General features: G+C 64.9%; 28 protein-coding genes. 2 read left to right on the top strand and 26 right to left on the bottom strand.

Annotation, left to right across the window (positions count from 1 at the left end; genetic code table 11):
• Positions 1-6: 6 nt before the first annotated feature.
• A complete protein-coding gene (locus tag QZ951_RS08415; RefSeq protein ID WP_293000094.1) occupies positions 7-582 on the bottom strand; it encodes a cytochrome c in 576 nt (191 codons plus the stop codon).
• A complete protein-coding gene (soxC, locus tag QZ951_RS08410; protein ID WP_293000093.1) occupies positions 569-1,828 on the bottom strand; it encodes a sulfite dehydrogenase in 1,260 nt (419 codons plus the stop codon). The genes QZ951_RS08415 and soxC overlap by 14 nt, the downstream gene beginning before the upstream one ends.
• Before the next feature lie 133 nt (positions 1,829-1,961).
• On the opposite strand from soxC, the gene QZ951_RS08405 reads away from it, so the two are divergent.
• Together QZ951_RS08405 and QZ951_RS08400 are read left to right on the top strand one after the other, a co-directional pair.
• Positions 1,962-4,115, top strand: coding sequence for a transglycosylase domain-containing protein (locus tag QZ951_RS08405; RefSeq protein ID WP_293000092.1), 2,154 nt, complete (start codon positions 1,962-1,964; stop codon positions 4,113-4,115).
• 296 nt (positions 4,116-4,411) lie between these two features.
• Complete coding sequence (locus QZ951_RS08400; protein WP_293000091.1) at positions 4,412-6,562, top strand: sensor domain-containing diguanylate cyclase; 2,151 nt, start codon at positions 4,412-4,414, stop codon at positions 6,560-6,562.
• A gap of 223 nt (positions 6,563-6,785) precedes the next feature.
• Here the strand turns inward: QZ951_RS08400 and QZ951_RS08395 are convergent, their stop codons facing one another.
• The 24 genes from QZ951_RS08395 to QZ951_RS08280 form a co-directional block, all read right to left on the bottom strand.
• Positions 6,786-7,457: a site-specific integrase gene (locus QZ951_RS08395; RefSeq protein ID WP_293000289.1), complete on the bottom strand. Its 672-nt coding sequence runs from the start codon at positions 7,455-7,457 to the stop codon at positions 6,786-6,788.
• 311 nt (positions 7,458-7,768) lie between these two features.
• Positions 7,769-8,113 (bottom strand): helix-turn-helix domain-containing protein, encoded by a 345-nt coding sequence (locus QZ951_RS08390; RefSeq protein ID WP_293000090.1) that lies wholly within the window; start codon positions 8,111-8,113, stop codon positions 7,769-7,771.
• Positions 8,110-8,379 carry a hypothetical protein gene (locus QZ951_RS08385; protein ID WP_293000089.1) on the bottom strand — a complete coding sequence of 90 codons (270 nt, stop codon included), beginning with the start codon at positions 8,377-8,379 and terminating at the stop codon, positions 8,110-8,112. The genes QZ951_RS08390 and QZ951_RS08385 overlap by 4 nt, the downstream gene beginning before the upstream one ends.
• Complete coding sequence (locus QZ951_RS08380; protein WP_293000088.1) at positions 8,376-9,005, bottom strand: DUF6527 family protein; 630 nt, start codon at positions 9,003-9,005, stop codon at positions 8,376-8,378. Before QZ951_RS08380 ends, QZ951_RS08385 begins: the two co-directional genes overlap by 4 nt.
• A 106-nt stretch (positions 9,006-9,111) precedes the next feature.
• Positions 9,112-9,585: a class I SAM-dependent methyltransferase gene (locus QZ951_RS08375; RefSeq protein WP_293000087.1), complete on the bottom strand. Its 474-nt coding sequence runs from the start codon at positions 9,583-9,585 to the stop codon at positions 9,112-9,114.
• 34 nt (positions 9,586-9,619) lie between these two features.
• Entirely contained in the window at positions 9,620-9,760 is a 141-nt protein-coding gene (locus QZ951_RS08370; RefSeq protein ID WP_293000086.1) for a hypothetical protein, read from the bottom strand.
• The gene (locus QZ951_RS08365; RefSeq protein WP_293000085.1) at positions 9,757-10,110 is read right to left on the bottom strand and encodes a hypothetical protein; all 354 of its coding nucleotides are present in this window, start codon (positions 10,108-10,110) and stop codon (positions 9,757-9,759) included. The genes QZ951_RS08370 and QZ951_RS08365 overlap by 4 nt, the downstream gene beginning before the upstream one ends.
• Before the next feature lie 13 nt (positions 10,111-10,123).
• Entirely contained in the window at positions 10,124-10,441 is a 318-nt protein-coding gene (locus QZ951_RS08360) for a hypothetical protein (RefSeq protein ID WP_293000084.1), read from the bottom strand.
• Complete coding sequence (locus QZ951_RS08355; RefSeq protein ID WP_293000083.1) at positions 10,438-11,079, bottom strand: J domain-containing protein; 642 nt, start codon at positions 11,077-11,079, stop codon at positions 10,438-10,440. The genes QZ951_RS08360 and QZ951_RS08355 overlap by 4 nt, the downstream gene beginning before the upstream one ends.
• Positions 11,076-11,267, bottom strand: a complete 192-nt coding sequence (locus tag QZ951_RS08350) for a hypothetical protein (protein WP_293000082.1) — start codon at positions 11,265-11,267, stop codon at positions 11,076-11,078. Before QZ951_RS08350 ends, QZ951_RS08355 begins: the two co-directional genes overlap by 4 nt.
• The gene (locus QZ951_RS08345) at positions 11,264-11,827 is read right to left on the bottom strand and encodes a hypothetical protein (protein WP_293000081.1); all 564 of its coding nucleotides are present in this window, start codon (positions 11,825-11,827) and stop codon (positions 11,264-11,266) included. The genes QZ951_RS08350 and QZ951_RS08345 overlap by 4 nt, the downstream gene beginning before the upstream one ends.
• The gene (locus tag QZ951_RS08340; protein ID WP_293000080.1) at positions 11,824-12,459 is read right to left on the bottom strand and encodes a hypothetical protein; all 636 of its coding nucleotides are present in this window, start codon (positions 12,457-12,459) and stop codon (positions 11,824-11,826) included. The genes QZ951_RS08345 and QZ951_RS08340 overlap by 4 nt, the downstream gene beginning before the upstream one ends.
• A complete protein-coding gene (locus tag QZ951_RS08335; protein ID WP_293000079.1) occupies positions 12,456-13,550 on the bottom strand; it encodes a phage Gp37/Gp68 family protein in 1,095 nt (364 codons plus the stop codon). Before QZ951_RS08335 ends, QZ951_RS08340 begins: the two co-directional genes overlap by 4 nt.
• Positions 13,547-13,750, bottom strand: a complete 204-nt coding sequence (locus tag QZ951_RS08330) for a hypothetical protein (RefSeq protein WP_293000078.1) — start codon at positions 13,748-13,750, stop codon at positions 13,547-13,549. Before QZ951_RS08330 ends, QZ951_RS08335 begins: the two co-directional genes overlap by 4 nt.
• Positions 13,747-14,385, bottom strand: a complete 639-nt coding sequence (locus QZ951_RS08325; protein ID WP_293000077.1) for a lambda exonuclease family protein — start codon at positions 14,383-14,385, stop codon at positions 13,747-13,749. Before QZ951_RS08325 ends, QZ951_RS08330 begins: the two co-directional genes overlap by 4 nt.
• Positions 14,378-15,532 carry a RecT family recombinase gene (locus QZ951_RS08320; protein ID WP_293000076.1) on the bottom strand — a complete coding sequence of 385 codons (1,155 nt, stop codon included), beginning with the start codon at positions 15,530-15,532 and terminating at the stop codon, positions 14,378-14,380. The genes QZ951_RS08325 and QZ951_RS08320 overlap by 8 nt, the downstream gene beginning before the upstream one ends.
• A gap of 40 nt (positions 15,533-15,572) precedes the next feature.
• A complete protein-coding gene (locus tag QZ951_RS08315; RefSeq protein WP_293000075.1) occupies positions 15,573-15,755 on the bottom strand; it encodes a hypothetical protein in 183 nt (60 codons plus the stop codon).
• Between the two features lies 1 nt (position 15,756).
• The gene (locus tag QZ951_RS08310) at positions 15,757-17,124 is read right to left on the bottom strand and encodes a hypothetical protein (protein ID WP_293000074.1); all 1,368 of its coding nucleotides are present in this window, start codon (positions 17,122-17,124) and stop codon (positions 15,757-15,759) included.
• Positions 17,125-17,185: 61 nt separating this feature from the next.
• Complete coding sequence (locus QZ951_RS08305; protein ID WP_293000073.1) at positions 17,186-17,995, bottom strand: DUF2303 family protein; 810 nt, start codon at positions 17,993-17,995, stop codon at positions 17,186-17,188.
• 34 nt (positions 17,996-18,029) lie between these two features.
• A complete protein-coding gene (locus QZ951_RS08300) occupies positions 18,030-18,374 on the bottom strand; it encodes a hypothetical protein (protein WP_293000072.1) in 345 nt (114 codons plus the stop codon).
• A gap of 33 nt (positions 18,375-18,407) precedes the next feature.
• The gene (locus QZ951_RS08295; RefSeq protein WP_293000071.1) at positions 18,408-18,824 is read right to left on the bottom strand and encodes a hypothetical protein; all 417 of its coding nucleotides are present in this window, start codon (positions 18,822-18,824) and stop codon (positions 18,408-18,410) included.
• Between the two features lie 214 nt (positions 18,825-19,038).
• Complete coding sequence (locus QZ951_RS08290; RefSeq protein WP_293000070.1) at positions 19,039-19,347, bottom strand: hypothetical protein; 309 nt, start codon at positions 19,345-19,347, stop codon at positions 19,039-19,041.
• Positions 19,344-19,568, bottom strand: a complete 225-nt coding sequence (locus QZ951_RS08285) for a hypothetical protein (protein WP_293000069.1) — start codon at positions 19,566-19,568, stop codon at positions 19,344-19,346. Before QZ951_RS08285 ends, QZ951_RS08290 begins: the two co-directional genes overlap by 4 nt.
• Entirely contained in the window at positions 19,565-19,762 is a 198-nt protein-coding gene (locus tag QZ951_RS08280; RefSeq protein ID WP_293000068.1) for a hypothetical protein, read from the bottom strand. Before QZ951_RS08280 ends, QZ951_RS08285 begins: the two co-directional genes overlap by 4 nt.
• Between the last annotated feature and the right edge of the window lie 347 nt (positions 19,763-20,109).

Here is a 20,109-nt window from a genome sequence, read left to right as displayed (position 1 = left end):
TTCGAGTTAGCGTCGACGCTTCCCTGGCACGTCGATCCAGTCGAAGCCATCGCGGTTCGGCATCCGCACCTGCGGCAGCGTGCGTTCGTTCAGTTCGGCGTCTGCGCCGATGATCCCGCCGAGATTCAGCAGGTAGGCGGTGACGGCGTAGGTCTGGTCGGCGGTCAGCGAGCCGGGTGCGGTCATCGGCATCGCGCGACGGTTGAAGTCGAACAGCGTTGTGGCATACGGCCAGTAGGTGTTCGTGGCGGGGTCCGGATCGGGCCCGGTGATCGCGCCATCGCCGATCAGATGACCACCGCTGCCGCCGGTACCTTTCGGGCCATGGCAGGCCGCGCACTGCGCGTCGTAGATCGCCGCGCCTTCACGCGCCGTGCCGCGGCCGATGGGCAGGCCGCGACCATCGGGGAAGATGCTCGGCGGCAGCTTCGCGAGGTCGCCCGACGACAGCGGCTGGCCGAGCCGCGGTACGGCGGCGGTCGGCTGGCTCGCCGCCCAGGCGCTGCTCGCCAGCAGGCAGGCAAGGGCGGCCGCGAAGACGGCGCGATGCGTCCGCCAACGCAAGGCATCAGGCGTAGACATGGTGGAGCTCGCCGTCTTCATCGACCTGCCACGACACGATCGCGTGGTAGTGGAAGTAGCCGGCGCGTCCGCGTTCGGCAACCAGTGCCGCGCGCGTCGGCTGCACGCGGCCAGTCTCGTCGGTGGCGCGGCTCTGCAGCACGGCCGGACGCCCGTCCCAGACCCACGGGATGCGGAAGCGGGTGAAGCTCGTCGGCAGTACAGGGCCCTGCAGCTCGGCGCTGCGCCAGGTTTTGCCGCCATCGGCGGAGACCTCCACCTTCCGGATGCGGCCGTGGCCGGACCAGGCCAATCCCTTAATCGGATAGAGCCCGCGCTCCGGCAGTGACTGGCCGGGCGATGGCGACGTGATCAGCGATTTCACGTCCATCACGAAGGTGAACTGTCGCGCCCGGCCGTTCGGTTGCAGCTCGGTGTAGCGACCGGTCTCGTTGCGGCTCATCACCGGCTCGCGCGCGAGTTCGATGCGGCTCAGCCATTTGACGTTCAGCACGCCTTCCCAGCCGGGCACGATCAGCCGCAGCGGATAGCCGTTTTCCGGACGCAGGCGCTCGCCGTTCTGGTACAGCGCCAGCAGGCAATCGTGCCGTGCCTTGGCCAGCGGCAGCGACACGTTCATCGCGATGGCATCGGCCGCTTCCAGCACCAGCCATTCGGCCTCGGGATCAACGCCGGCTTCGTCGAGCAACAGCTTCAGCGGCACGCCCGTCCACTCGCTGTTCGAAGCCAGACCATGCAGGTAGCCGGCGCGGGTCTGCAGCGGTTCGGCATTCCAACTGCTGTTGCTGTTGCCGCCGCATTCGACGAAGCAGATGCGGGACTGCATCGGATAGCGCAGCAGATGCTCGATCGAGAAGCCCAGCGGCTGCTTCACCAGACCGTGGATGGCCAGCCGATGCTGGCTGGCATCGATCTGCGGCACGCCGTTGTGGTGGCGTTCGAAGTGCAGGCCGCTCGGCGTGATGATGCCTTCCAGATCGTGCAGCGGCGTCCACGACACCCCGTTGCCGGTGACGGCGCGGTTCGCGGAAATCCAGCGGATCGTGCGGTTTTCCTGCGGCGACGGCTGGCCGTAATTGCTGAACGGCTGGCCGGGTGAGCGGGTCGTCGGCAATGCGTCATCGGCGAGCGCCAGTGCCGGCGCGGCCGCAGCGACCGCGCTCCAGCGCAGGCCGCTTTTCAGGAACCATCGACGGTCCAGCAGGCCGGCGCGATGCGGTGGCGTGTCGTTCGGTATCCGGCTCATCGTCCCCTCGCAGGTGCTGCGACATCGTCGAAGGCCGTCTGTTGCGGCGGGTCGCGAGCAGGGTCAGACGGTAACGCGATTCGGCAAGGCGTGCCAGCCGCTGGCATCATCGCTCGGCGTTCGGAAATCCGTCATGTCGATCACCCGCCGTTCCGTCATCCGCCTGCTGGCCGTGCTGGCCGTCGCCCTGATCGGGGCCACGGCGCTGAGCCAGCGCGCGCTGCCGGATCGGCTGCTGCCGGAGGCCGACGCGGCGACTCGCGCCATCGTGCTCGACCGCAGCGGCGCACCGTTGAACGTGCGCTACCAGCAGCGCTGGAACACGGCGGATCGGCTGCCGCTGTCCGACGTGCCGGCGTTCCTTCGGCAGGCGATCGTCACGGCGGAGGATCGCCGCTACTGGCAGCACGGCGGCATCGACTGGCGGGCCCGCATCAGTGCCATCGAGCAAAGCCTGCGCGCACGCCGCGCCGTGCGCGGTGCCAGCACGATCAGCGAGCAGGTGGTGCGGCTGCTGCATCCGCGGCCACGCACGGTCTGGTCGCGCTGGGTCGAAGGCTTCGAGGCGATGCGGCTCGAAGCGCGCTTTTCCAAATCCGAGATTCTCGAGTTCTATCTCGATCAGGTGCCGTACGGCGCCCATCGCCGCGGCGTGGTGCAGGCGGCGCGCCATTACTTCGGCCGCGAGCCGGCGACATTGAGCGAGCCCGAGATGCTGGCGCTGGCGGTGATGCCCCGTGCGCCGAGTCGGCTCGATCCGATCCGCGATCCGGCGCGGCTGGCCGGGCCGATGCAGCGCGTGGCTGCACGGATGGCGGCCGATGGCCTGATCGCGGCTGATCGGATCGTGCCGCTCGCCACGCCGCCGCCTGCGCTGCGGGCGGACGACGACGAGGTGCCGGCCGCGGCGTTCATTGCCGAGGTGCTGCGCCGCGCGCCGCCGGCGCTGGCAGCGCGGGGCGCCATCCGTAGCAGTCTCGATCGCCCGTTGCAGCGCGAGGCGCAGCGGCTGCTCGATCAGCGGGTACAGGAACTGGCGCGGGTCGGCGTCCGGCAGGGCGCGCTGCTGGTGATCGACCGGATCGGCAATCGGGTTCGAGCCTGGAACGTGGCCAATCTCGACGCCGCGCCGGGCGAAACCGGGATCGACACCGTGCAGACGGCTCGGCAGCCGGGCTCCGCGCTGAAGCCGTTCGTCTACGCGCTGGCGCTGGAATCCGGCTGGACCGCGGCGACGGCGATCGAGGACGACCTGCTCGCCGCGCATGTCAGCGACGGCATCCATCCGTATCGCAACTACTCGCGGCTGAGCTACGGCACGGTCACGGTCCGCGAAGCGCTCGGCAACTCGCTGAACGTGCCGGCGGTGAAGGCCCTGCAGTTCGTCGGCGGCGATCGCTTCCTCAACCTGCTGCGGCAGCTCGGCATGAAGGGCCTCACCGCGCATCCGGACTGGTACGGCGACGGCATCGCGCTCGGCAACGGCGAGGTCACCCTGCTCGAACTGGTCAACGCCTATTCGACGCTGGCGAACCTCGGCCGGGCGCGGCCGCTGACGGTATTCGAAGGGGCGATCGAGGCGCAGCCGGAGACGCCGGTGATCAACCGCGAGGCGGCGTCGATCGTGACCGACATCCTGTCCGACCCGCATGCCCGGCTGCTCGAATTCGGCAGCGGCGGCCTGCTGCGTTTCCCGGCGCAGACCGCGGTCAAGACCGGTACGTCGAGCGACTATCGCGATGCCTGGTGCGTGGCGTTCAACCATCGCTATGTGGTCGGGGCCTGGATGGGCGCGCTGGCCGGGCAGCCGATGGATGGCGTCACCGGCTCGATCGGGCCGGCGCTGCTGGTGCGTTCGGTGTTTGCCGTGCTGAACCGCGACCTCGCGCCGGAGCCGTTGCCGCGAAGCCCGTTGCTGATCGCGCGGATGGTGCCGGCTGCCGACGGCGGCGAGTATCGCGAATGGTTCGCGCCGGATGCCGCGGACCCGGCGACCCCGGTGCCGCCCGAGGGAACGGCAGGCGCCACGCCGCAATGGCTGCAGCCGTTCGATGGCCTGCGCATCGCGATCGATCCGCGGGTGCCACCCGCGCAGCAGGCACTGGAATTCCGACTGGATGCCGCGGCCGATGCCGGGCCGGTGCGCTGGTTCGTCGACGAGCAGCCGGTCGGGCGCAGTGAGGAGCCGCGCTGGCTGTGGCCGCTCGAACGCGGCGATCACCGAGCCCATGCCGAGGCAAGCTCCGGACAATGGCGAACATCGACGGTGCAGTTCCGCGTCAAGTGAACGACGAAACTGGCAAATGCAGGCGCATTCGATGCCGCGCACGTTCGGGCCTGCGATTCCGGCGCTTATCCCGGACTGCCGACCGGCAGAGGCCCGCTGCCACGTGCTTCTGAGCCCCGTTGACGCGGACTGACGTCAAGCTTCGGCAGCCATTCCGAGTCCACGGCGCGGTAGCAGCCTGCCGCTTTGCGGCATTTGCGCCAGACCTGCGGCCGAAGGCCTTCGTTCGGGCATAATCGCGTCTGGCAGCAGTTCTCCTGCGGCTGACCATGGAGCTGCACGCGACGGAGTTGCTGATGGATCGACGCCCGATGGATCGACGCCTGCTGTCCGGACTGGCTGCCGTTGCCGTCGGGGTGCTGGCGCTGGCGTGGATCGGCATCGCGCTGACCCGCGAGACCGACCGGGTCGCGTCGATCTGGTTCGCGAACGGCTTTCTCGTGGCCATCCTGCTGCAGGTGTCGTCGCGTCGGTGGCCGGCGCTGCTGCTGGCCGGCCTGGTCGGCAATGTCGGCGCCAACCTGCTGACCGGCGATCCGGCCGGCCTCGCGCTGACGCTGAGCCTGTGCAACAGCCTCGAAGTCATGCTGTCGGTGTGGCTGGTGCGGCGGCTGGTGCAGGAGCCGATCGACCTCGCCGATGGCCGCCATCTGGCGGTATTTCTGGGCCTCGGCGTTGCCGTGCCGGTGCTGATCGTGTCGGTGACGGCCTCGGCAGTGCTCGTGGCGATGCTTGGCGAGGACTTTCTCGCCAGCTTCCGGGTCTGGCTGCCCGGCGACCTGCTTGGCCTGCTGGTGGTCGTGCCTCTGGGGCTGATGCGCGGCGGCAGCACCCGCTGGTACGCCCAACTGCTCGATTGGCGGCTGCTGCTGCCGCGGCTGGCGCTGCTGATCGTCGTCTCGTTCGCCGTCTTCTACCAGACGCGCTATCCCTTGCTGTTCGTCGTGCAGATTCCGCTGCTGATCCTCGTCTACAGCCACGGCAAGCTGGGTGCCGCGATCGGCATCTTCTTCGTCGCCGTGATCTCGGTGGCGATGACCACGGCCGGCTACGGGCCGATGGCGCTGGTGCCGACCGAATCCGGCTACGAGCGCATCCTGTTCGTTCAGTGCTTCCTGCTGTTCGGCGTCGGCGTGACGTACTTCACCGGCGTCCTGCTCGAAGAGCGCACCAAGCTGGTGGCGACGCTGCGGCAGTCGCAGATGCAGTTCCGGGCGATTGCCGACAACGTACCGGCGATGGTCGGCCATGTCGACGCCAACGAGGTCTACCGCTTCGCCAACAGCCATTACCAGACCATGCTCGGTCTGAAGCCCGAGAGCCTGGTCGGGCGTTCGATGCGCGAGGTCTGCGGTGAGACCGTCTACGCGGTACTTCGCCCGCACATTCAGGCCGCCCTGGCCGGCAACGCCGTGCAGTTCGAGCGCCATGCCGCCGAAAGCGAGCGCGGCCTGCACCTGATGCTGAGCTTCATCCCGGATCTCGATGACGACGGTCTGGGCCACGGCTTCTACATCTTCGTGCTCGACATCACCGCGCGGAAGCAGTACGAACTGCAGTTGATGGCGAGCGAAGCGCGTCTGCGGGCAATCGCCGACAACATGCCGGCGCTGATCACGCAGATCAGCCGCGAGGGTTCGGTGACGTTCTGCAACGCGACGTATGACAGCTGGCTCGGCTTGGACCGGCACGCCGTCATCAGCCGGCCATTCGATCAGGCCTTGCCGGCGGCCTGGGTCGAACCGCAGAAGGCGGCAGTGATGCAGGCGCTGGACGGCCGCCGGGTCGAGGTGACCTTCGAGTATCCGCATGGCAACGGCCTGCGCAGCTTCCGTTCGACGCTCGTGCCGCAGCCCGACATCACCGGCCGCACGCAGAGCGTCTATGTGCTGACGTCCGACGTGACGCAACTCAAGCAGGTGCAGAAGCAGTTGATGCTGCTGGCGCAGTTCGACTCGCTGACCGGGCTTGCCAATCGACGCGAGTTCGAGGAAGGGCTGGATCAGGCGCTGGCTCGCGCCCGACGCACGCGGCTGCACGTGGCGCTGCTGTTCATCGACATCGACCGATTCAAGTGGATCAACGACACCCTCGGCCATGGCGCGGGCGACGAAGTGCTGCAGGAACTGGCGCTGCGCATGCGCAATGCCGTGCGCGAGACGGATCTGGTCGGCCGCTTCGCCGGCGACGAGTTCGTGATCCTGGTCGAAGGCATCCGCTCCGATGCCGAGCCGCGGTTCCTCGCCCGCAAGCTGCTGGTCGCGGCCGGGCGGCCGTTCCTGCTTGATGACGGCGGCGAGATCGAGGTCGGCATCAGCATCGGCATCGCGATGAACTGGAGCCACGAAGCCACGCCGAAGGACCTGATGAAGGCCGCCGACAGCGCCCTGTACGACGCCAAGCGCAGCGGCCGCGGCACGTTTTCGCTGTCGAGACCGGTGTCGTGAAGCCGCGGACTGCCGTGCGGACGGCGGGTTTCGGTCACAGCCAACAAAAAGGGCCTGAGCGTTTTAGCGCTCAAGCCCTTGATTTGCTTGGTGGACAGTACAGGGCTTGAACCTGTGACCCCCGCCGTGTGAAGGCTAAAGCTCTACTTGAAGCCTTATAAATCAGTTACTTGCAACGCCGCCTATGGCCGGAAAAGGACAGAAAAGGCCACAAAAGCCCCTTTTATCCCTGCTCGCTGTCTAAATTCTGTCTAAGTGCTTCGGGCGGTCGAATGCCCTTGAGCACGGCATCCATCCGGTTGATCAGCTTGCGCCCTGACTCGCGCGCCAAATGCGCGTAGATCATGGTCGTGCGGATGTCGGCATGGCGCATCAAGTCCTTCAATTCCCGGATGTCGACGCCGGCCTGCGTCATCTGCGCGCCGAAGGTATGCCGGAAGGTGTGCGGCACGACGCGCTGAAGTTTCGCCCGCCGCGCGGCCGTCTCGATCGCCTTCTTCAGCGACAGGATGCGCTCCCCGGTGCTGTGGCAGAACACCCATGCGGTGCGCGGGCAGCGGGTGTCGCAATAGGCGCGGCGGGCCTTGAGGATGTCGACCGCCGTCGAGTTCAGGGGGATCGAACCGGGCACGCCGGATTTCTGATCGTCGTCGTCGAAGTAGACCATCCCGCGATCAAGGTCGACGCGGGACCAAGTCAAGCCCAGCGCTTCGCCGGGCCGCATGCCGGTCGCGATCATCAGCAGGACGTAATCGACGACCAGCGGCGATGTCCGGTGCCGGTTCGCCGCGATGCCGACGGCCGCGTCAACAAACGCAGCGATCTCGTCCTGCCGAAGCCATCGAGGGGCTTTCGTCCTGATCTTCGGAGCGCGCCCCTTGACCGGGTTGTTCACGTCCCATTCGAGCTGCACCTGTGCGTAGCGGATCGCGGCGCTGAACAGGTACAGCTCTTTCGCGATCGTCGCGGCGCTGATCGGCCGACCATTGTCCTGAATCGTGGCCGCGCGCTTGGCCCGGTACCCGATGATGTCCTCGCCGCGCAGTTCGTTGACCACCCGGCCGGTGAAGTAGGCCGTCAGCGGCACTGCCGATGTCAGGTCGCGGCTGTGCGACTTCTTGTCTTGGTTGTCGTCGAAGTAGCGGCCCAACAGCTCGTCGAAGGTGTGCTGCTTCGACGCGCCCCACTTTTTTTGTTCGTGGACCGCTAACCGGTGCTTCGCTTCGAGGGCGTCGGCTTCGGCTTTAACCGTCGTGCCAGATGTGACTTTAAGCCGCTTGCCGTCGACATCTGTGTAGCTGATGTACCAGAAGGGCGAGCCTTTTTGACGGTGGGGCATGGGGGGGCAGCGGTCGCCTTGGTCATGAAAGCGGTAAGGGAGGCATGCGTCACGCGGCGCGACCGGCCGACCTTGATGGCGACCAGGTCTTTGCGGGCGACCATGCGCATGACGGTCTTCGGGCTGATTTCCAGCCGGTCCGCCACGGTGTCGTAGGTGTAGGCGAGCTTGTCATCGTTCGCCGGAATCTGCGAGGCGTCGAGTTCGTTCATGACGGGTCGTACTTCGTGATGTTCAGGGTCGCCAGTTCCTCGCCGTCCGCGCAGCGCAGACTGACGCTCAGGTCGCCGTCGTCGGTCCAGGTGATTCCGTCGCGAAGCATGCTTCCGGCGTCATCGCCAAATGCAATCTCTTGCGTCAGTAGGGCGTACAGCAGCCCCCGGACACAGTCTTCGCGCCGGTCGGCCGGCACCTTCAGCAGATCGGCGATCGTGGTCAGGCGATACGTCTGCAACGGCTGTAACGGCTCGCCGGTCATGATTCGTCCGCCGGTTCGTCTGCCGAGGGCCAAAGGGGCAAATCAATCGTCTGCCCGGCCAAGGCGTGCGTGCAGTCGTTTAGGTACTGAATCCGGCCGTCGGTCACGAAGGTGTGACAGACCTTGTTGACCCTTCGCTGAACGATCTCGCCGCTTCTGATCTTCGCGGCGATCTCCGGGTCGGTTGCCGGCGGCTCGCCTTGCTCCCAGCGAACGAGGATCGACGGCGAGAACGTCGGCTTGATGGCATCGCCGTTCCACGTCCAGCGGGGGCCGCTGCCGGGGCCGTGCGCGACGTGGTGCGGCATGTCGCATCCGAGGCACCAGAACATCAGCGTGTTGTTTTCGGCGCTGCGTAGGGTCGGGGATAGGCGGCTCATCGGGTCGTGCCTGAACTGCCCGTCGGCCATCGGCTCGTCGGCGAGCACGACGCGCAATTGCACGTTCAAGCCGATGATGCGGCCCTTGACCAGATCGCTGATCCGCATGTTTCCGTCGAGCGTTATGGACTGGCCGTGCTTGTCGGTGAACACGATCGGATGCGGCGTGCTGGTCGACGGCGGGGGCGAGGGCGGCGCAGGCTTCTTCACGCTCGGCGGCGGCGGATTCGTTCCTTTGCGGCTCATCAAGCGCGCTCCGGTGCGGCGGCGAGCAGCCATCCAATGCACCAGCGGACGTGCAATTCGTCGAGCGGATGCACTTCGTGCCCGCAGTTCCAGCATACGTAGGGGGTCATCGGGGCGTCTCCGGGCAGCTTGGCTTCATGAATACCAGCCAGTGCGTGCCGGCGCGCTTGCCGGACGTGTGTCCGAACAGCGGCGCATGCGGCGTCAGCGCCAAGACTTCGCGGACCTTGACTTGCGTCTCGTTCCACTTGAACACCAGCACTCCATTGTTGGCCAGCACGCGGAAGCATTCCGCGAAGCCTTGCCGCAAGTCGTCGCGCCAGTTATCGCTCAGTCGCCCATATTTCGCGGCGAGCCAGCTTCGAGGCCCTGCATGGATCAGGTGCGGAGGGTCGAACGCCACCAGATTGAACGAACCATCCGGGTAGGGCATGGCGCGAAAATCGAGCAACGTGTCGGGGTCAATTCGGATCGTGCGCGTGCCGCTTGCGTTGCCGCGACTACGATCCGTCACAGTCAACGTCTCGGATCGACAGTCTCCGAAAACAACGTCGGGATGCTCACGGTCGAACCACATCATGCGACTACCACTGCACGGGTCGAGAATGCGCGGTTCAGCCACGGTTCACCCCCGGCATGTTCAGAAAGATGCCGATCATCACCAGCGCCCGCAAGATGCACGTCGGGGTGCGGTCGCGCGGGGGCAGGTTGGCGGCTTTGCCGCTGAAGCTGTCGATGTGGGCGCGGCTGATCATGATGCGATCTCCAAGATGGTGAATCGGCCGCAAATCGCTTCGGCAAGCGCGCCGGCGCCCATCGAATGATTGCCGTCGACCATGCGGATGAACTGCGCGAGGGCGTCGACAGGCGCGGCTTGCGGATGCACTGCGCACGGGTTCCGCAGCGAGCCGTTGCCGGACGGGCAGGAACACGCTTCACGCAACACGTCGACATCGTGGCCAACTGCCGCGCGAATCTGATCAAGGTTCGCCCCGCCCCGAAGCGCGGCTTGCACAAAGTCCCGTAGCTCCTGTTTCACTTCCGCCCCCTCGGCTTGAAAATCCAGTCGAACGCCACGGCCAGGCCCAACACGATGACGATCCATTCGGCGATCTCGTTCATTGCTTCCGTCCGGTCGGCGCAGCGCGAAGGGCGAACTCGGCCGCGAACTTCGACAATTCGGCGTCGATTTTTCCGAGAGCACTAAGGTCGGCGGCAGTCGGCTCGGATTCCGGGTCAAAAACCGCCATGAAAGAAGCGAACAGGTGCTGCGCGCCAAGGAAGAACGCCATGCGCATTTCGTCGACTTGCGTCTTCGACGCCGATGCCGGGATGACTTGCAGGCGTAGCGCCGCAAACCCGGCTTCGATCAGCTTGCCCTTGTCGGTGTACGCCTTGACCAGTGCATCGTGCTGCTGACGCTGTTGAGGGGTCATGAGCGAATTTCCTGCAATGCCTGATCGCGCGCCGCGTTGATTTCGGCCATCCGGGCATCGCTGCCGCCCGGCTTGTCCGGGTGCGACATCGACGCGGCCTTGCGATACGCCTTGTCGATCAGCGCGGTCGACGGCCGATCGCCTTCGTCGAAGCCCAGCACCGTGCGCCAGCCGCGCGCCGTGTCTTGGCCGGGGGCGGGCAGGGCGGCGAAACGGAACAGCTCGCCCATGTCGGCGACGCCGTAGCGCTCGATCGCGCGCGTCGCCTCGATGTGCGCAGCGATGGCGGCGATGTTCTGTTCGACCTCCGTGAACCGATCGCACGGCAGGGCATGCGCCTTGCCCTTGAGCTTGAAGTAGACGCACACGCCAGGATCGGCCGGTGCCGACTGCCCGCCGCGCGGCAGGCCGTCGAGTCGCAAGGCGACGTTCGTACTCAGGATGAAGTCGGCTGCACCAAGGCGGTCCAGCTCGTCCTGCAGGCGCTTTATGGCTTCGGACAAGGTCACCGACTCGTTGGACTTGTAGCCGCGGCCAGCTCTTTCCCGGCGCGTCACGAAGCGGCCGAATTGGCGGCTGCCGTTCGGCGTGCGCGGTTTGGCGTTTGGCCACTGTAGGGGGTATCGCTGATCGTTCATGGCTTGCTCGTAGAAAGTTCGTCGGCAAGGAAATAGACGTATTTCGCGTCGCCGTTGTAGAAGTAGCGGACGTAGAACTGCACGCTTTTGCTGTCCTCATAAATCGCCATCACGCGCCCTTCGACGACCAGCGGGACAATCCAAACCTGCTGGAAAATCGCGAATTGCTGACGCACTTCCAGGGTCATGAATTCAGTTCCTTCAGGGTCTTGTCGAAAAGCGATCGACCGATATATAGGCCAGACGCGCTCGAAGCCTTCGCGTGCATCAGCTTGCCAAGGCAGACCACGCGGCCGTCGGCTGCGAGCGAACGCAATGTCGTGCTCACGACGGATGTAGACACGCCCATTGCTTCGCGAAGATCAATCGGCGTTGTCGCGCGCAGCTCCAGCAGCGCGCAGAACTCGTCTTCGCGAACCCGCGGCGTGACTCGCTGCCTTCGATCCTTCCGTCGAGCCGGCGGGGGCTCGTACAGCGCGCTCAAGGCGGTGGCGACACGCTCGATTTCGTCAGGGGTCGGCTCGCCAGCAAGCCACACGACATCGGTGCGATCGGCGATGGTCACCGGCCTGATTGCTTGTCGGTCGATCAGGTCGCGCAGCACCGCCGCGCCAGCCCGCCGGCCGATCCCAAGGCGCTGAACTAGGCCAGTCATCGACAGCGGCGCGGAAGAGTTGCGCAGCAGGTCGAGGGCTTGATCGTGGTGCGACAGGCGCGGCATCGGAGCGTCTAGGGCTTCAAGGCTCATGACAGCCCCCGCGCGATCACGTCGTCGACGTTGGCTTTGATCGGCTTGAACGTCAGCACCCACACATGGGGGTTCTCTGGCCACGAACTGAGTCCGTGTAGCGACTCCCACAAGCGAATGAACTTCGGCACCTTGCAATCGCGCGTGACCGGCGAGCCGCAGCCTTCGGCCACAGCGTCACGCTCGGTGATCTTCTGCAGGCGCTCAATTCGGACGGCTGTGAGCCTCAGCGTCGTGCGCGAAGCCCAGCGCGGCATGAACCGCGCGACCTTGTGTCGCCAGCCCCAGGCGTTGCCGGTATCTGGCGACACGATGCTCGTGGTCGGCTTCGGGCCGTCGGCGGCATAGTGAATCGGCGCGTCGCGCATCGGGACATAAAGCCACTTCGGCCGGCCGGTCGGCGTCGTGCCATTCGGCCGACGCTCGCACCACATGAATGCGTCCTCCTTGACATATAGCAGGTCGCCGGGCTCGCCAAAGGGACATCCATTCTGGTCCGGGAATCGCCGTAGGATGGCGTCAAGATCATCACGACCGGCAAACTCTTTCGCGATTCGTCTCGTCTGCGTCTTGCGTCCCTCGTCGATCGCGACGATGTTCGTGCCGTTGAAGCTGATCGGAGTGACCTTCATGCCGTCACCGCCGGGAATTGGTTGTGTTCGACGCCGTCGAGCAAGCGGCCGGCGGCTTTTTTGCCGATGCGGCGCATCGGGGCGGCGTTCGACTCGATCCCGCATCCCAACGTCTCGTCTAGCACCTGTATCCGGCCATCTGCTGCGATCATCGTGTCGCCGACCCACACCATCGCGGGCTTGCCGAGTTGCTCATTGCGCGGCACTGGTGCGAACTCGCCCCACTGTTTCATCATGAATGCCACGCCGGCCGCTTCGCACTGGTCACGCAGGCTGCGGACCCAATCCGGGTGCATCGGCCGGGCATGCGGGCCGGACTCGCCGCCGGCGATGATCCAGTCGATGCGTGGACCGCCGTCGATCTCGTGCAACGCATTGGCCGAAAAACAGTTCGACAGATCAATTGCCCCAAGCATCGGCTCGATGCTCAGGAACCGGACGCGCGCTGGCACGGCCAGCAGCTTCGGCACGTCGCGGTCGGCTTCGGCTTGGTTGATGACAGTGGCACCGAGCCAGACGTTGGCGCTCGCTTCCCCGGCGTGCCACGACTCCAGCCAAGTCCGCAGCGCGTCGCGATCAACGATGCAATCCGCCGGATCGGCATCGTCCAGGCATTCGATGGCTGCATCGACGCGTGCGCGCCAGTTACCGATCCGCTTCGTCAGCAACAAGAAATCAATGTTCGGGCAGCGCCGGATACGGTCGAGCAAGTCGACAAGCCACTCGATCGGCACTTCGTTGTCGAGCCAGTCGGACCAAGAATTTACGAAGACTCGGCGGCGGGCGGGGGCTGAGGTTCCGTGCGTTCCGCACTCGGGACAAAATGTCGACTCGCCGATCCGATCAAGGCCAGCTCCGCGTCGGCCGCATGCACTGCACTCGTAGAACTGCACCTTGTTCCACTTATCAGCCTGTGCCCGCGTCGCTTCGGCCATCTGCTTCCGAGGCTTGCCAGTCCCCCATTCGGCGGATTTGAACCGCGCTGAATCGCGCTCCGCGTAGCAGTGATCACAGGCCGGGCTGACCTTCGTGCAACCAGCCCAAAAATTCAGTGTTGAGTCGCACCAGGCGATTCCAGTCGTTGCACTCACAGGGAAGGCTCCATGTCGCCCATGTTGGTATCGCCGCCGACGGCATCCGTCAGCGACAGGTCCGCGCGATTGATCGTCGCGGTGATTTGATCGGCGATGCCGACCAGCGCGGGTTCGCTGTTCAGTTCCCGGACGAGCTGAATCAGCTCGCGTCGAACGCGATTCCAGATGCGCCGCTGACGCTTCGTGACGGCCGTCATGCCACGAACTCCGCAGCGGCGACGCCCTTTGCTTCGAGCCGCTTCACCAGCGTCCGAAGCTCCGCCTCAAACTGAAGCAGGCTGTCCAGCATTTCGGCGATGAACGAGTCGTCGCGCTTGATCCGCTGCCGGTACAGGCGCAGGTTTGGTGAAGTGTTCGGGTGCCACGAACAGAAGTCCCACCATGCGGCCCCGGTACACATCATTCCGCCCTGAACCTGCCAGCGATGTTCTTTCGGCATGCCGTCGAGCCAGGTGCGGACGTGTACCCCTTCGTTCAGCGGCGACTTGATCTCGCCGCCGCCCTTCGGCGGCACGATGAAGTCCGGACTGGCACCGATGAATGGGTAATCCGGGTGCGGGGTGAACTCCGCTTGCAGGGCGATGTTCCCGGACTGGAATTCATACTCGCGCCGGGCTTCCTGTTCCTGCGCTGTGCCCCACTTCAGGGATGCGGCGCTGATCTCATGTCGCGGCTGTCCGGAAAGCCGCTCGAATGCGAGCACGCACATCAGCGACTCACGAGCGACCGGTGTTCCGTCGCAAATCGTCTGGAACTCGCTGGCCGTGAGCTTGCCGGCGCGCAGCGCGCGCCAGCCCTCGCTTCCCTGTTCGATGATCCGATCTTCAGCCATTGGCCGACAGGGTCCGTGCGCGCGACTTGCATGCCGCAGCGATCTCGCCCTGCATCTGCGGCGTCAGATGCGATGCGTCGGACTGAATCTGGAGCAGCTCGTCACCGGTTGTCGCGATGTGAACCTGTGACATCAGCCAGGCATAGGACGGAGCGTTCGGATCGGCCACGGGGCTTGCGCCGGGCTCCGCTTGCGGTGTCGGGGCGGGGGCATCCGGCGAGCCGGTACCGCGCGGCGATGCCTTCGCCTTGTCCGCCTCGACAGCATCGATCTTGATCCGCGTCCAGTCGGCGTTCGGGATCAGGCGGCGCTGTTCCGCAGTCATGCTTTTCCAGGCCGCGTCGACGGCAGCGAAGCCATGCTTCGACTCGCGCTCAAGCGAGCCGATCAGCGTCTTCAGCAACAGATCGATCGACGGGTCAGGCGCATTGCTTTTCGGTGTCACGTCGATCTCTTCGTGACGATCCTCAAGCTCGTCGCGGGTGTACACGCCCATGATCACGTCCGGGCAGTACAGCCGCGACCAGCGCTTGATCGCGAGGTACGCAAGCTGCTGCTTCGGATCGTCGGCCCACAGCGTCGAATTGCGGGTGCGGGCCTGGGTCATCAGCAGCGTCAGTTCACGCGGCTCTTTCTCGCCCCGGAACACGGCCGAAACAGTGACGCCGCAGCCGGCCTCGTCCTTGATATCCCACGCTGGCGCGCGGTACTTCTGTGCGTCGCCGTGGTCGTCTTTCTTCGTCTTGCTTTCACGCTCGACGAACTTGCCGACGATCTTTTCCCATGGTCCGAACCATTCAAACTTCGGACGATTGGCCACAGGCGCGCGGGCGATGATGACGGCGTTGACGAGCTGCGCCTCGTATCCAAGCGTGCCGCTGACCAGGTGCGTTTTCTGTGCGACGGTGAACGGATTCAGCCCCCACTGCATGCTCTGCATGATGACCGCCAGGCAGTCGCCCTTTTTGCCCCTGAAGTGCACGGGCACAGTGGCGACGGCGGTGGCCATCACTTCGGCAAGCGTCAGCATCTGCGACATCGCGTTGCTGTCCATGACGAGCGACGTGGTCGACATGAACGCATCGGGCAGCATTGGCGGCTCCGCGGATGTTACGGCTGCAACGGCTGTTACGGCTTCGGAACTCATGTGTGATCTCCGCCCGGCTCGCACCGGGCTTCAGGTGTGGTTAGTGCTTGGCGCGATCGGCTTCGTACTGCGCCTCGGTGATCGGTTCAATCCGGCCCTGTTCCTTCGCCGCAGCGTCAAGCTGCGACTTCAGGAACCGGTCGCGATCCCAGACGCGGTACCGGGCGACGTGCCGCTTGCCGTCCTTGTCGACGTGCCGCAGGTAGGTGTCGATGCTGGTCATGTCAGATGGCGGCGAAATTGATGGCGCGAATCCAGCCCTTGGCGATGGCGGAGTCGACATGGAAGGCATCCGCGACGGCGCGGACGATCTCCGTATCCGTCGGGCGCTTCGGGATCGCGGGGCTGGCCGGAAGGTCGGCAACGCCTGCGACGATTTCGGCAACGTCAGCTGCGGCAACATCCGGGGCGTCGTCGAATGCGCGGTATTCCTTCGTGGCGGTGAACTCGACAACCGCGCTGACGGGTTCCGGCGGTGCGGCAGCGGTGGGCGCTGCTTCGCGCTCGCTGGCTACGCGCTGCGCGGCAGCGAGTTGTTCGCGCAGCTTTGCGTTCTCGCGCTCGGTCTCTTGCTGCTTCGCACGCTCGTCGGCCAGGCGCTGGCGCTCAGCCTCGGCCTTGGTCGCAGCAGCTTGCTCACGATCCATCGCGGCTACCAGCGCGACGTTCAGCTTGTCGCGGACGCCGTTCAGGACGAGCTGCGCGATCTCTACCTGATCGCCGAACGAGTCTTCGGATGTGTCGATCTCGAAGGCCTTGGCGATGCGAGCCTTGATCACTTCCGACGCCGGCGCGGGTGACTCGAATTCGGCCAGCGACTTCATGCCGGTAATGCGCTCGCGGATCGCGGCGGCGCGTTCAGCCTTCGCCTTGTCCTCACGGAGCCTTTCCAGTTCCAGGCGGTTACGCTCCGCTTCCTCGTTCTTGCGCTGCTGCTCGACAGCGGCGGCATGCAGGCGATCCAACTCGACCAGCGTTTCACGCTGCACGCGCAGCGCGGCACCGGCAAGCTCTTCGTACTCGGCTTCGGTCGGGTCGATCGCCATCACTTCGGCGCGGATCGCGGCGATCTCGTCAGGCGTCTTGCCGACGGCTTCGGCAGTTCGTGCACCGATCGCGCGTACCTTTTCCTGCAGCGCGGCGACGCGGGCGGCTTCTTCCTGCCGCTTCGCTTCGGCAACCTGTTCCTGCCGCTTGTTCTCGGCCTCGATCTCGGCATCAAAGCGCGCCTCGAACGGCTCGACTTCGGCCTTGAGCTTCGCGAACTCTTCGATCAGCCGCTTCTGGATTTTCGTGACCGGCTCGGTGCGCAGCTTGCGTTCGGCGTCGCCCTCGGTGCGAATCTTCCGGAACAGGGCGCGCAGCTTTGTTGCGGTGGCCAGTCCGGCCTTCGTGGTGATGTCGTAGACCGGCGTTTCGGCAACGGTCTGCTTCGCAGCCTTCACGCGGGCAACGAACGGGTTGAATACGGCGGCGGTGTACGCCTCCGGGTCCAAGGTGACCAGCGCGCTGGGCGGCGGCGCGGGGGTCAACGAAGTGCTGTCGTCATCGGCGCGAGCGCTGTCGCCCCGCTCAATCAGTTCGGTGGTCATGGGATTCCGTAGGGGTTGGGTGCAGCGCCGGCCTATCCCGGCGCTGCGTGACGGGAGTCGATCAGGCGAGCGCGACGCTGGCGCGGATCGGGGTGATGCCGGTCTTCATGGCGATGTCGGCAAGCACCGCCTTCAGGGCCAACTCGACAACCTTGTCGGGGCGCACGATCTCGTACCAAATCTTCAGGTTGGCATCGCGAATCGAGTGCTTCAGACGGGCCTTCAGGTCGTACTTCGTGCCGTTCACGAACACCGGGATGGCGACGACGATCTCCGTCGGCAACGCGGCCTGCTGTGCGTTGTTGTCCGACTCGGAATAGGTGAACTGCGTCAGTCCGTCGGACAGCCGCTGAGACGAACGGAACTCGACCTTGCGTGACGAACTGAAGTTCAGCGCGGCAGCGAGCAGGGCATCCGACTGCGGCTCGATGATGTCTGGCAGGTTTTCTTCCAGGAACTCGCCGAACTCCTTCTGGCTCATGTGCCGATTGCTGGCACCAGTCCAGCGGCCCCATTCGTCGCTGTACGTCAGCGGACAGGTGATGTTGTGCTCGCAGTGCGACGGCGCTTCGTCGCCTTCACCGGCTTCGTGATAGTCGATCTTGCCGGTGATGCTCAGGGCCTGACCGACGGTCGTCGCGAACAGCCGCGTGCGCGGCAGCTTGTATTCCCTGACGTAGTCGACAAAGCCGCCGACATCCATCGCCGTGAGCTTCGCCTTTGTGCGCTTCGGCCGGGGCAGCAGTTCCGGGAACTGTGTGAATTTCTGACCATCCTGAATGATCAGGGTCGGGACGCCCTGAACGTCCTGCAGCGTCGGCCGTGACAGGTCGCGAACGATCGCCGCAGCCGACTGGTTTTCTTCTTCCATTGCTCTACTCCAAAAAATGCGGGTGGATTGCTACTTAGGCGTCGCGACCGCCGACGGCGCGCAGCGGAGCCTGTTCCTGAGCCGCCGATGGCTTCAGTTCCATTTCCTTCTGCTCGGGCGGGGTGATGACCAGGCTGTTGCCGTTCGCGACGTACAGATGCGCGACTGGCGAGTCGAAGCTCGGTTCCTTGACCTTCGAGTCGTAGTCAACGGCCATCGTCTGTCCGCCGCCCTTTCCGGGCTTGAGTTTCAGCGTGATCGTCATCGCGCCCGACTTCCCGGTTGCGACGCATGCGGCCACAAGATCGCGAAACTCGTCGTCGAGTCGCTTCGCGAATTTGCCTCCGTTGAACTGTTCCAGATTGGCTTTCAGTGACATTGGGGTTACTCGGTGAACTGCAGGGTGATGGCCTTACGGCCGGTTCTCGGGGGGGATTGATGCGTTCGCGACCGCAGCACGACGGGTGCGCATGTCTTCAAACGCCTTGATCAGCGCCGACGCGGTATCAAGTAAGTCGCGCGCATTTTTGATGTGGATTCGACCGTCGCGCAGCCGAGTGACCGCCACGACTGCGGTACACTCGCGCCCGTTCGGCGCGATCTCTACGCCAATGAACGCGCCAGCTTCCGCGTGCACTGCAACTGCGGGTAATTCGAGGGTTTCCGGGAGCCAGCAGCTTTCGTTTTCGGCTTGATTCAACGGATTCCCCGCGTGCGTGCAAAAGCTGCACGGCGGGGAAACGAAACAGGTGCAGCCGCGACTGGCGAGTGTCGAGTCAAATTCGACCCGATCAGCTTGCGCATCGGGAGTAAGCTCGCGGCCGTTCATTGTTTCCCGCCGCTGATCAGCCGCAGAAAACCGGCAACGGTATTGCGCGCGCTCTTGACAGGCCTCGACAAATGGAACGAGTCGCCAGCGTCTCCACTCCGCCGACATTCCAGGTTGTGCGCACGCGCAGTCGCTAGAACGGCGCGCTCAATGTCTGAGCGATCTATGTCGTCAGGCATGCTGATCGTGATGGTGCGATACGACGTGACGAGGCTCACGAGTCAAGTTCCTCGTCACCGACGAGTGCGACCGTCATGTCTAATTTCCTTCGATCGTAGTGTCCAACGCGCTCGCAGATACGCATCATCTGGTGCGGTCGATTGCGCCGTTCGTTGAAGATCAATGCGCCAGCGCAGTGGGGTGTCTTGTCGTTTCGAGCCACGAAATTGCCTTTGCTGTCGACCTTGCAAGCCTTGTGGCAAGGGAACTCGCCGCGTGCGAACTCTTCAAGGCGCTCGACTTGAAAGTGCATCTCCGGAAGAAACGGGCACTCGTCGCACGGCTTCGTCATGTCGTAGTTCACCGGATCGCACCTTTGATCTCAGTGCCTTTCACGGTGCGGTGACCTGGCAGTTCGCGAGCGCAGTACACAATCGGCGCGAGATGCTGGACTCCATTCGAGTCGGTCACGCACTCGTGTCGGCGCGCGATCTGTTCGGCGCGCAGGGCGGTACGGTTGGTTGCTGGTTCGGCTGCGGCGCGGCGCTTGTTGAACGCGAGGCGTAGCAGGATGCGGGCGTTCATGACTGCCCCGTCATGGCCAGCGCTTCGTCAGCACGGTTGCGCAACGCCACGATGGCCGGGCTGGTTCCCAGCATGCGTTCGCGGGCGTCTTTCAGGACGGCGGCAAGCGCTTCGTTCTGTTTGGTGAGAACTACGTTCCGGCGTCGCAACGACTCAATGTCATCGCGCTGTTCTTCGAGTCTTTCGTTCAGCATGTCGCCCTCCAAAAAAGCCCGGCCTAAACCTCCGGCCGGGCAAGGCTCAGGGTTCGGTTTCAGGCGTTCGCGAGGGCTTCGGAACGGCGGCGGTCGTGCGGTCCAAGGGAGCACCACGACCAGCGAATCAAACTGCCCGATCGGGTCGGGAGCGACATCAGTACATCGGTGATTCCGTCGCGCGGCACAACTCGGACTGCTTCCCGATGCTTGTGGGCCGGCGGTAACGCGGCGCTGGTGGACTGCTGTTGCATTGCGGTGCTCCCGTATGCCGCGTGTTGCGGTACGGGAGAAAGACTAGCGAACGCTATTTGAATATGCAATAGCAAACGCTAGTAATTGCTGAC

Source organism: Nevskia sp. (assembly GCF_021732705.1).
Taxonomy (GTDB): domain Bacteria; phylum Pseudomonadota; class Gammaproteobacteria; order Nevskiales; family Nevskiaceae; genus Nevskia.
The sequence above is the reverse complement of the archived record's forward strand: the minus strand, read 5'-3'. Positions and strand labels throughout refer to the sequence as shown.

Coding starts and splice junctions, on each gene's coding strand:
- QZ951_RS08310 (WP_293000074.1), bottom strand. CDS start 17,124: ATGACCACCGAACTGATTGAGCGGGGCGACAGCGCTCGCGCCGATGAC.
- QZ951_RS08295 (WP_293000071.1), bottom strand. CDS start 18,824: ATGAACGGCCGCGAGCTTACTCCCGATGCGCAAGCTGATCGGGTCGAA.
- QZ951_RS08350 (WP_293000082.1), bottom strand. CDS start 11,267: ATGACCCTGGAAGTGCGTCAGCAATTCGCGATTTTCCAGCAGGTTTGG.
- QZ951_RS08415 (WP_293000094.1), bottom strand. CDS start 582: ATGTCTACGCCTGATGCCTTGCGTTGGCGGACGCATCGCGCCGTCTTC.
- QZ951_RS08345 (WP_293000081.1), bottom strand. CDS start 11,827: ATGAGCCTTGAAGCCCTAGACGCTCCGATGCCGCGCCTGTCGCACCAC.
- QZ951_RS08315 (WP_293000075.1), bottom strand. CDS start 15,755: ATGACCAGCATCGACACCTACCTGCGGCACGTCGACAAGGACGGCAAG.
- QZ951_RS08330 (WP_293000078.1), bottom strand. CDS start 13,750: ATGACGGCCGTCACGAAGCGTCAGCGGCGCATCTGGAATCGCGTTCGA.
- QZ951_RS08385 (WP_293000089.1), bottom strand. CDS start 8,379: ATGACCGGCGAGCCGTTACAGCCGTTGCAGACGTATCGCCTGACCACG.
- QZ951_RS08285 (WP_293000069.1), bottom strand. CDS start 19,568: ATGAACGCCCGCATCCTGCTACGCCTCGCGTTCAACAAGCGCCGCGCC.
- QZ951_RS08300 (WP_293000072.1), bottom strand. CDS start 18,374: ATGTCACTGAAAGCCAATCTGGAACAGTTCAACGGAGGCAAATTCGCG.
- QZ951_RS08380 (WP_293000088.1), bottom strand. CDS start 9,005: ATGAGCCGCAAAGGAACGAATCCGCCGCCGCCGAGCGTGAAGAAGCCT.
- QZ951_RS08390 (WP_293000090.1), bottom strand. CDS start 8,113: ATGAACGAACTCGACGCCTCGCAGATTCCGGCGAACGATGACAAGCTC.
- QZ951_RS08355 (WP_293000083.1), bottom strand. CDS start 11,079: ATGAACGATCAGCGATACCCCCTACAGTGGCCAAACGCCAAACCGCGC.
- QZ951_RS08365 (WP_293000085.1), bottom strand. CDS start 10,110: ATGGATCGTCATCGTGTTGGGCCTGGCCGTGGCGTTCGACTGGATTTT.
- QZ951_RS08375 (WP_293000087.1), bottom strand. CDS start 9,585: ATGATGTGGTTCGACCGTGAGCATCCCGACGTTGTTTTCGGAGACTGT.
- QZ951_RS08305 (WP_293000073.1), bottom strand. CDS start 17,995: ATGGAAGAAGAAAACCAGTCGGCTGCGGCGATCGTTCGCGACCTGTCA.
- QZ951_RS08340 (WP_293000080.1), bottom strand. CDS start 12,459: ATGAAGGTCACTCCGATCAGCTTCAACGGCACGAACATCGTCGCGATC.
- QZ951_RS08280 (WP_293000068.1), bottom strand. CDS start 19,762: ATGCTGAACGAAAGACTCGAAGAACAGCGCGATGACATTGAGTCGTTG.
- QZ951_RS08360 (WP_293000084.1), bottom strand. CDS start 10,441: ATGACCCCTCAACAGCGTCAGCAGCACGATGCACTGGTCAAGGCGTAC.
- soxC (WP_293000093.1), bottom strand. CDS start 1,828: ATGAGCCGGATACCGAACGACACGCCACCGCATCGCGCCGGCCTGCTG.
- QZ951_RS08405 (WP_293000092.1), top strand. CDS start 1,962: ATGTCGATCACCCGCCGTTCCGTCATCCGCCTGCTGGCCGTGCTGGCC.
- QZ951_RS08320 (WP_293000076.1), bottom strand. CDS start 15,532: ATGAGTTCCGAAGCCGTAACAGCCGTTGCAGCCGTAACATCCGCGGAG.
- QZ951_RS08370 (WP_293000086.1), bottom strand. CDS start 9,760: ATGATCAGCCGCGCCCACATCGACAGCTTCAGCGGCAAAGCCGCCAAC.
- QZ951_RS08400 (WP_293000091.1), top strand. CDS start 4,412: ATGGATCGACGCCCGATGGATCGACGCCTGCTGTCCGGACTGGCTGCC.
- QZ951_RS08325 (WP_293000077.1), bottom strand. CDS start 14,385: ATGGCTGAAGATCGGATCATCGAACAGGGAAGCGAGGGCTGGCGCGCG.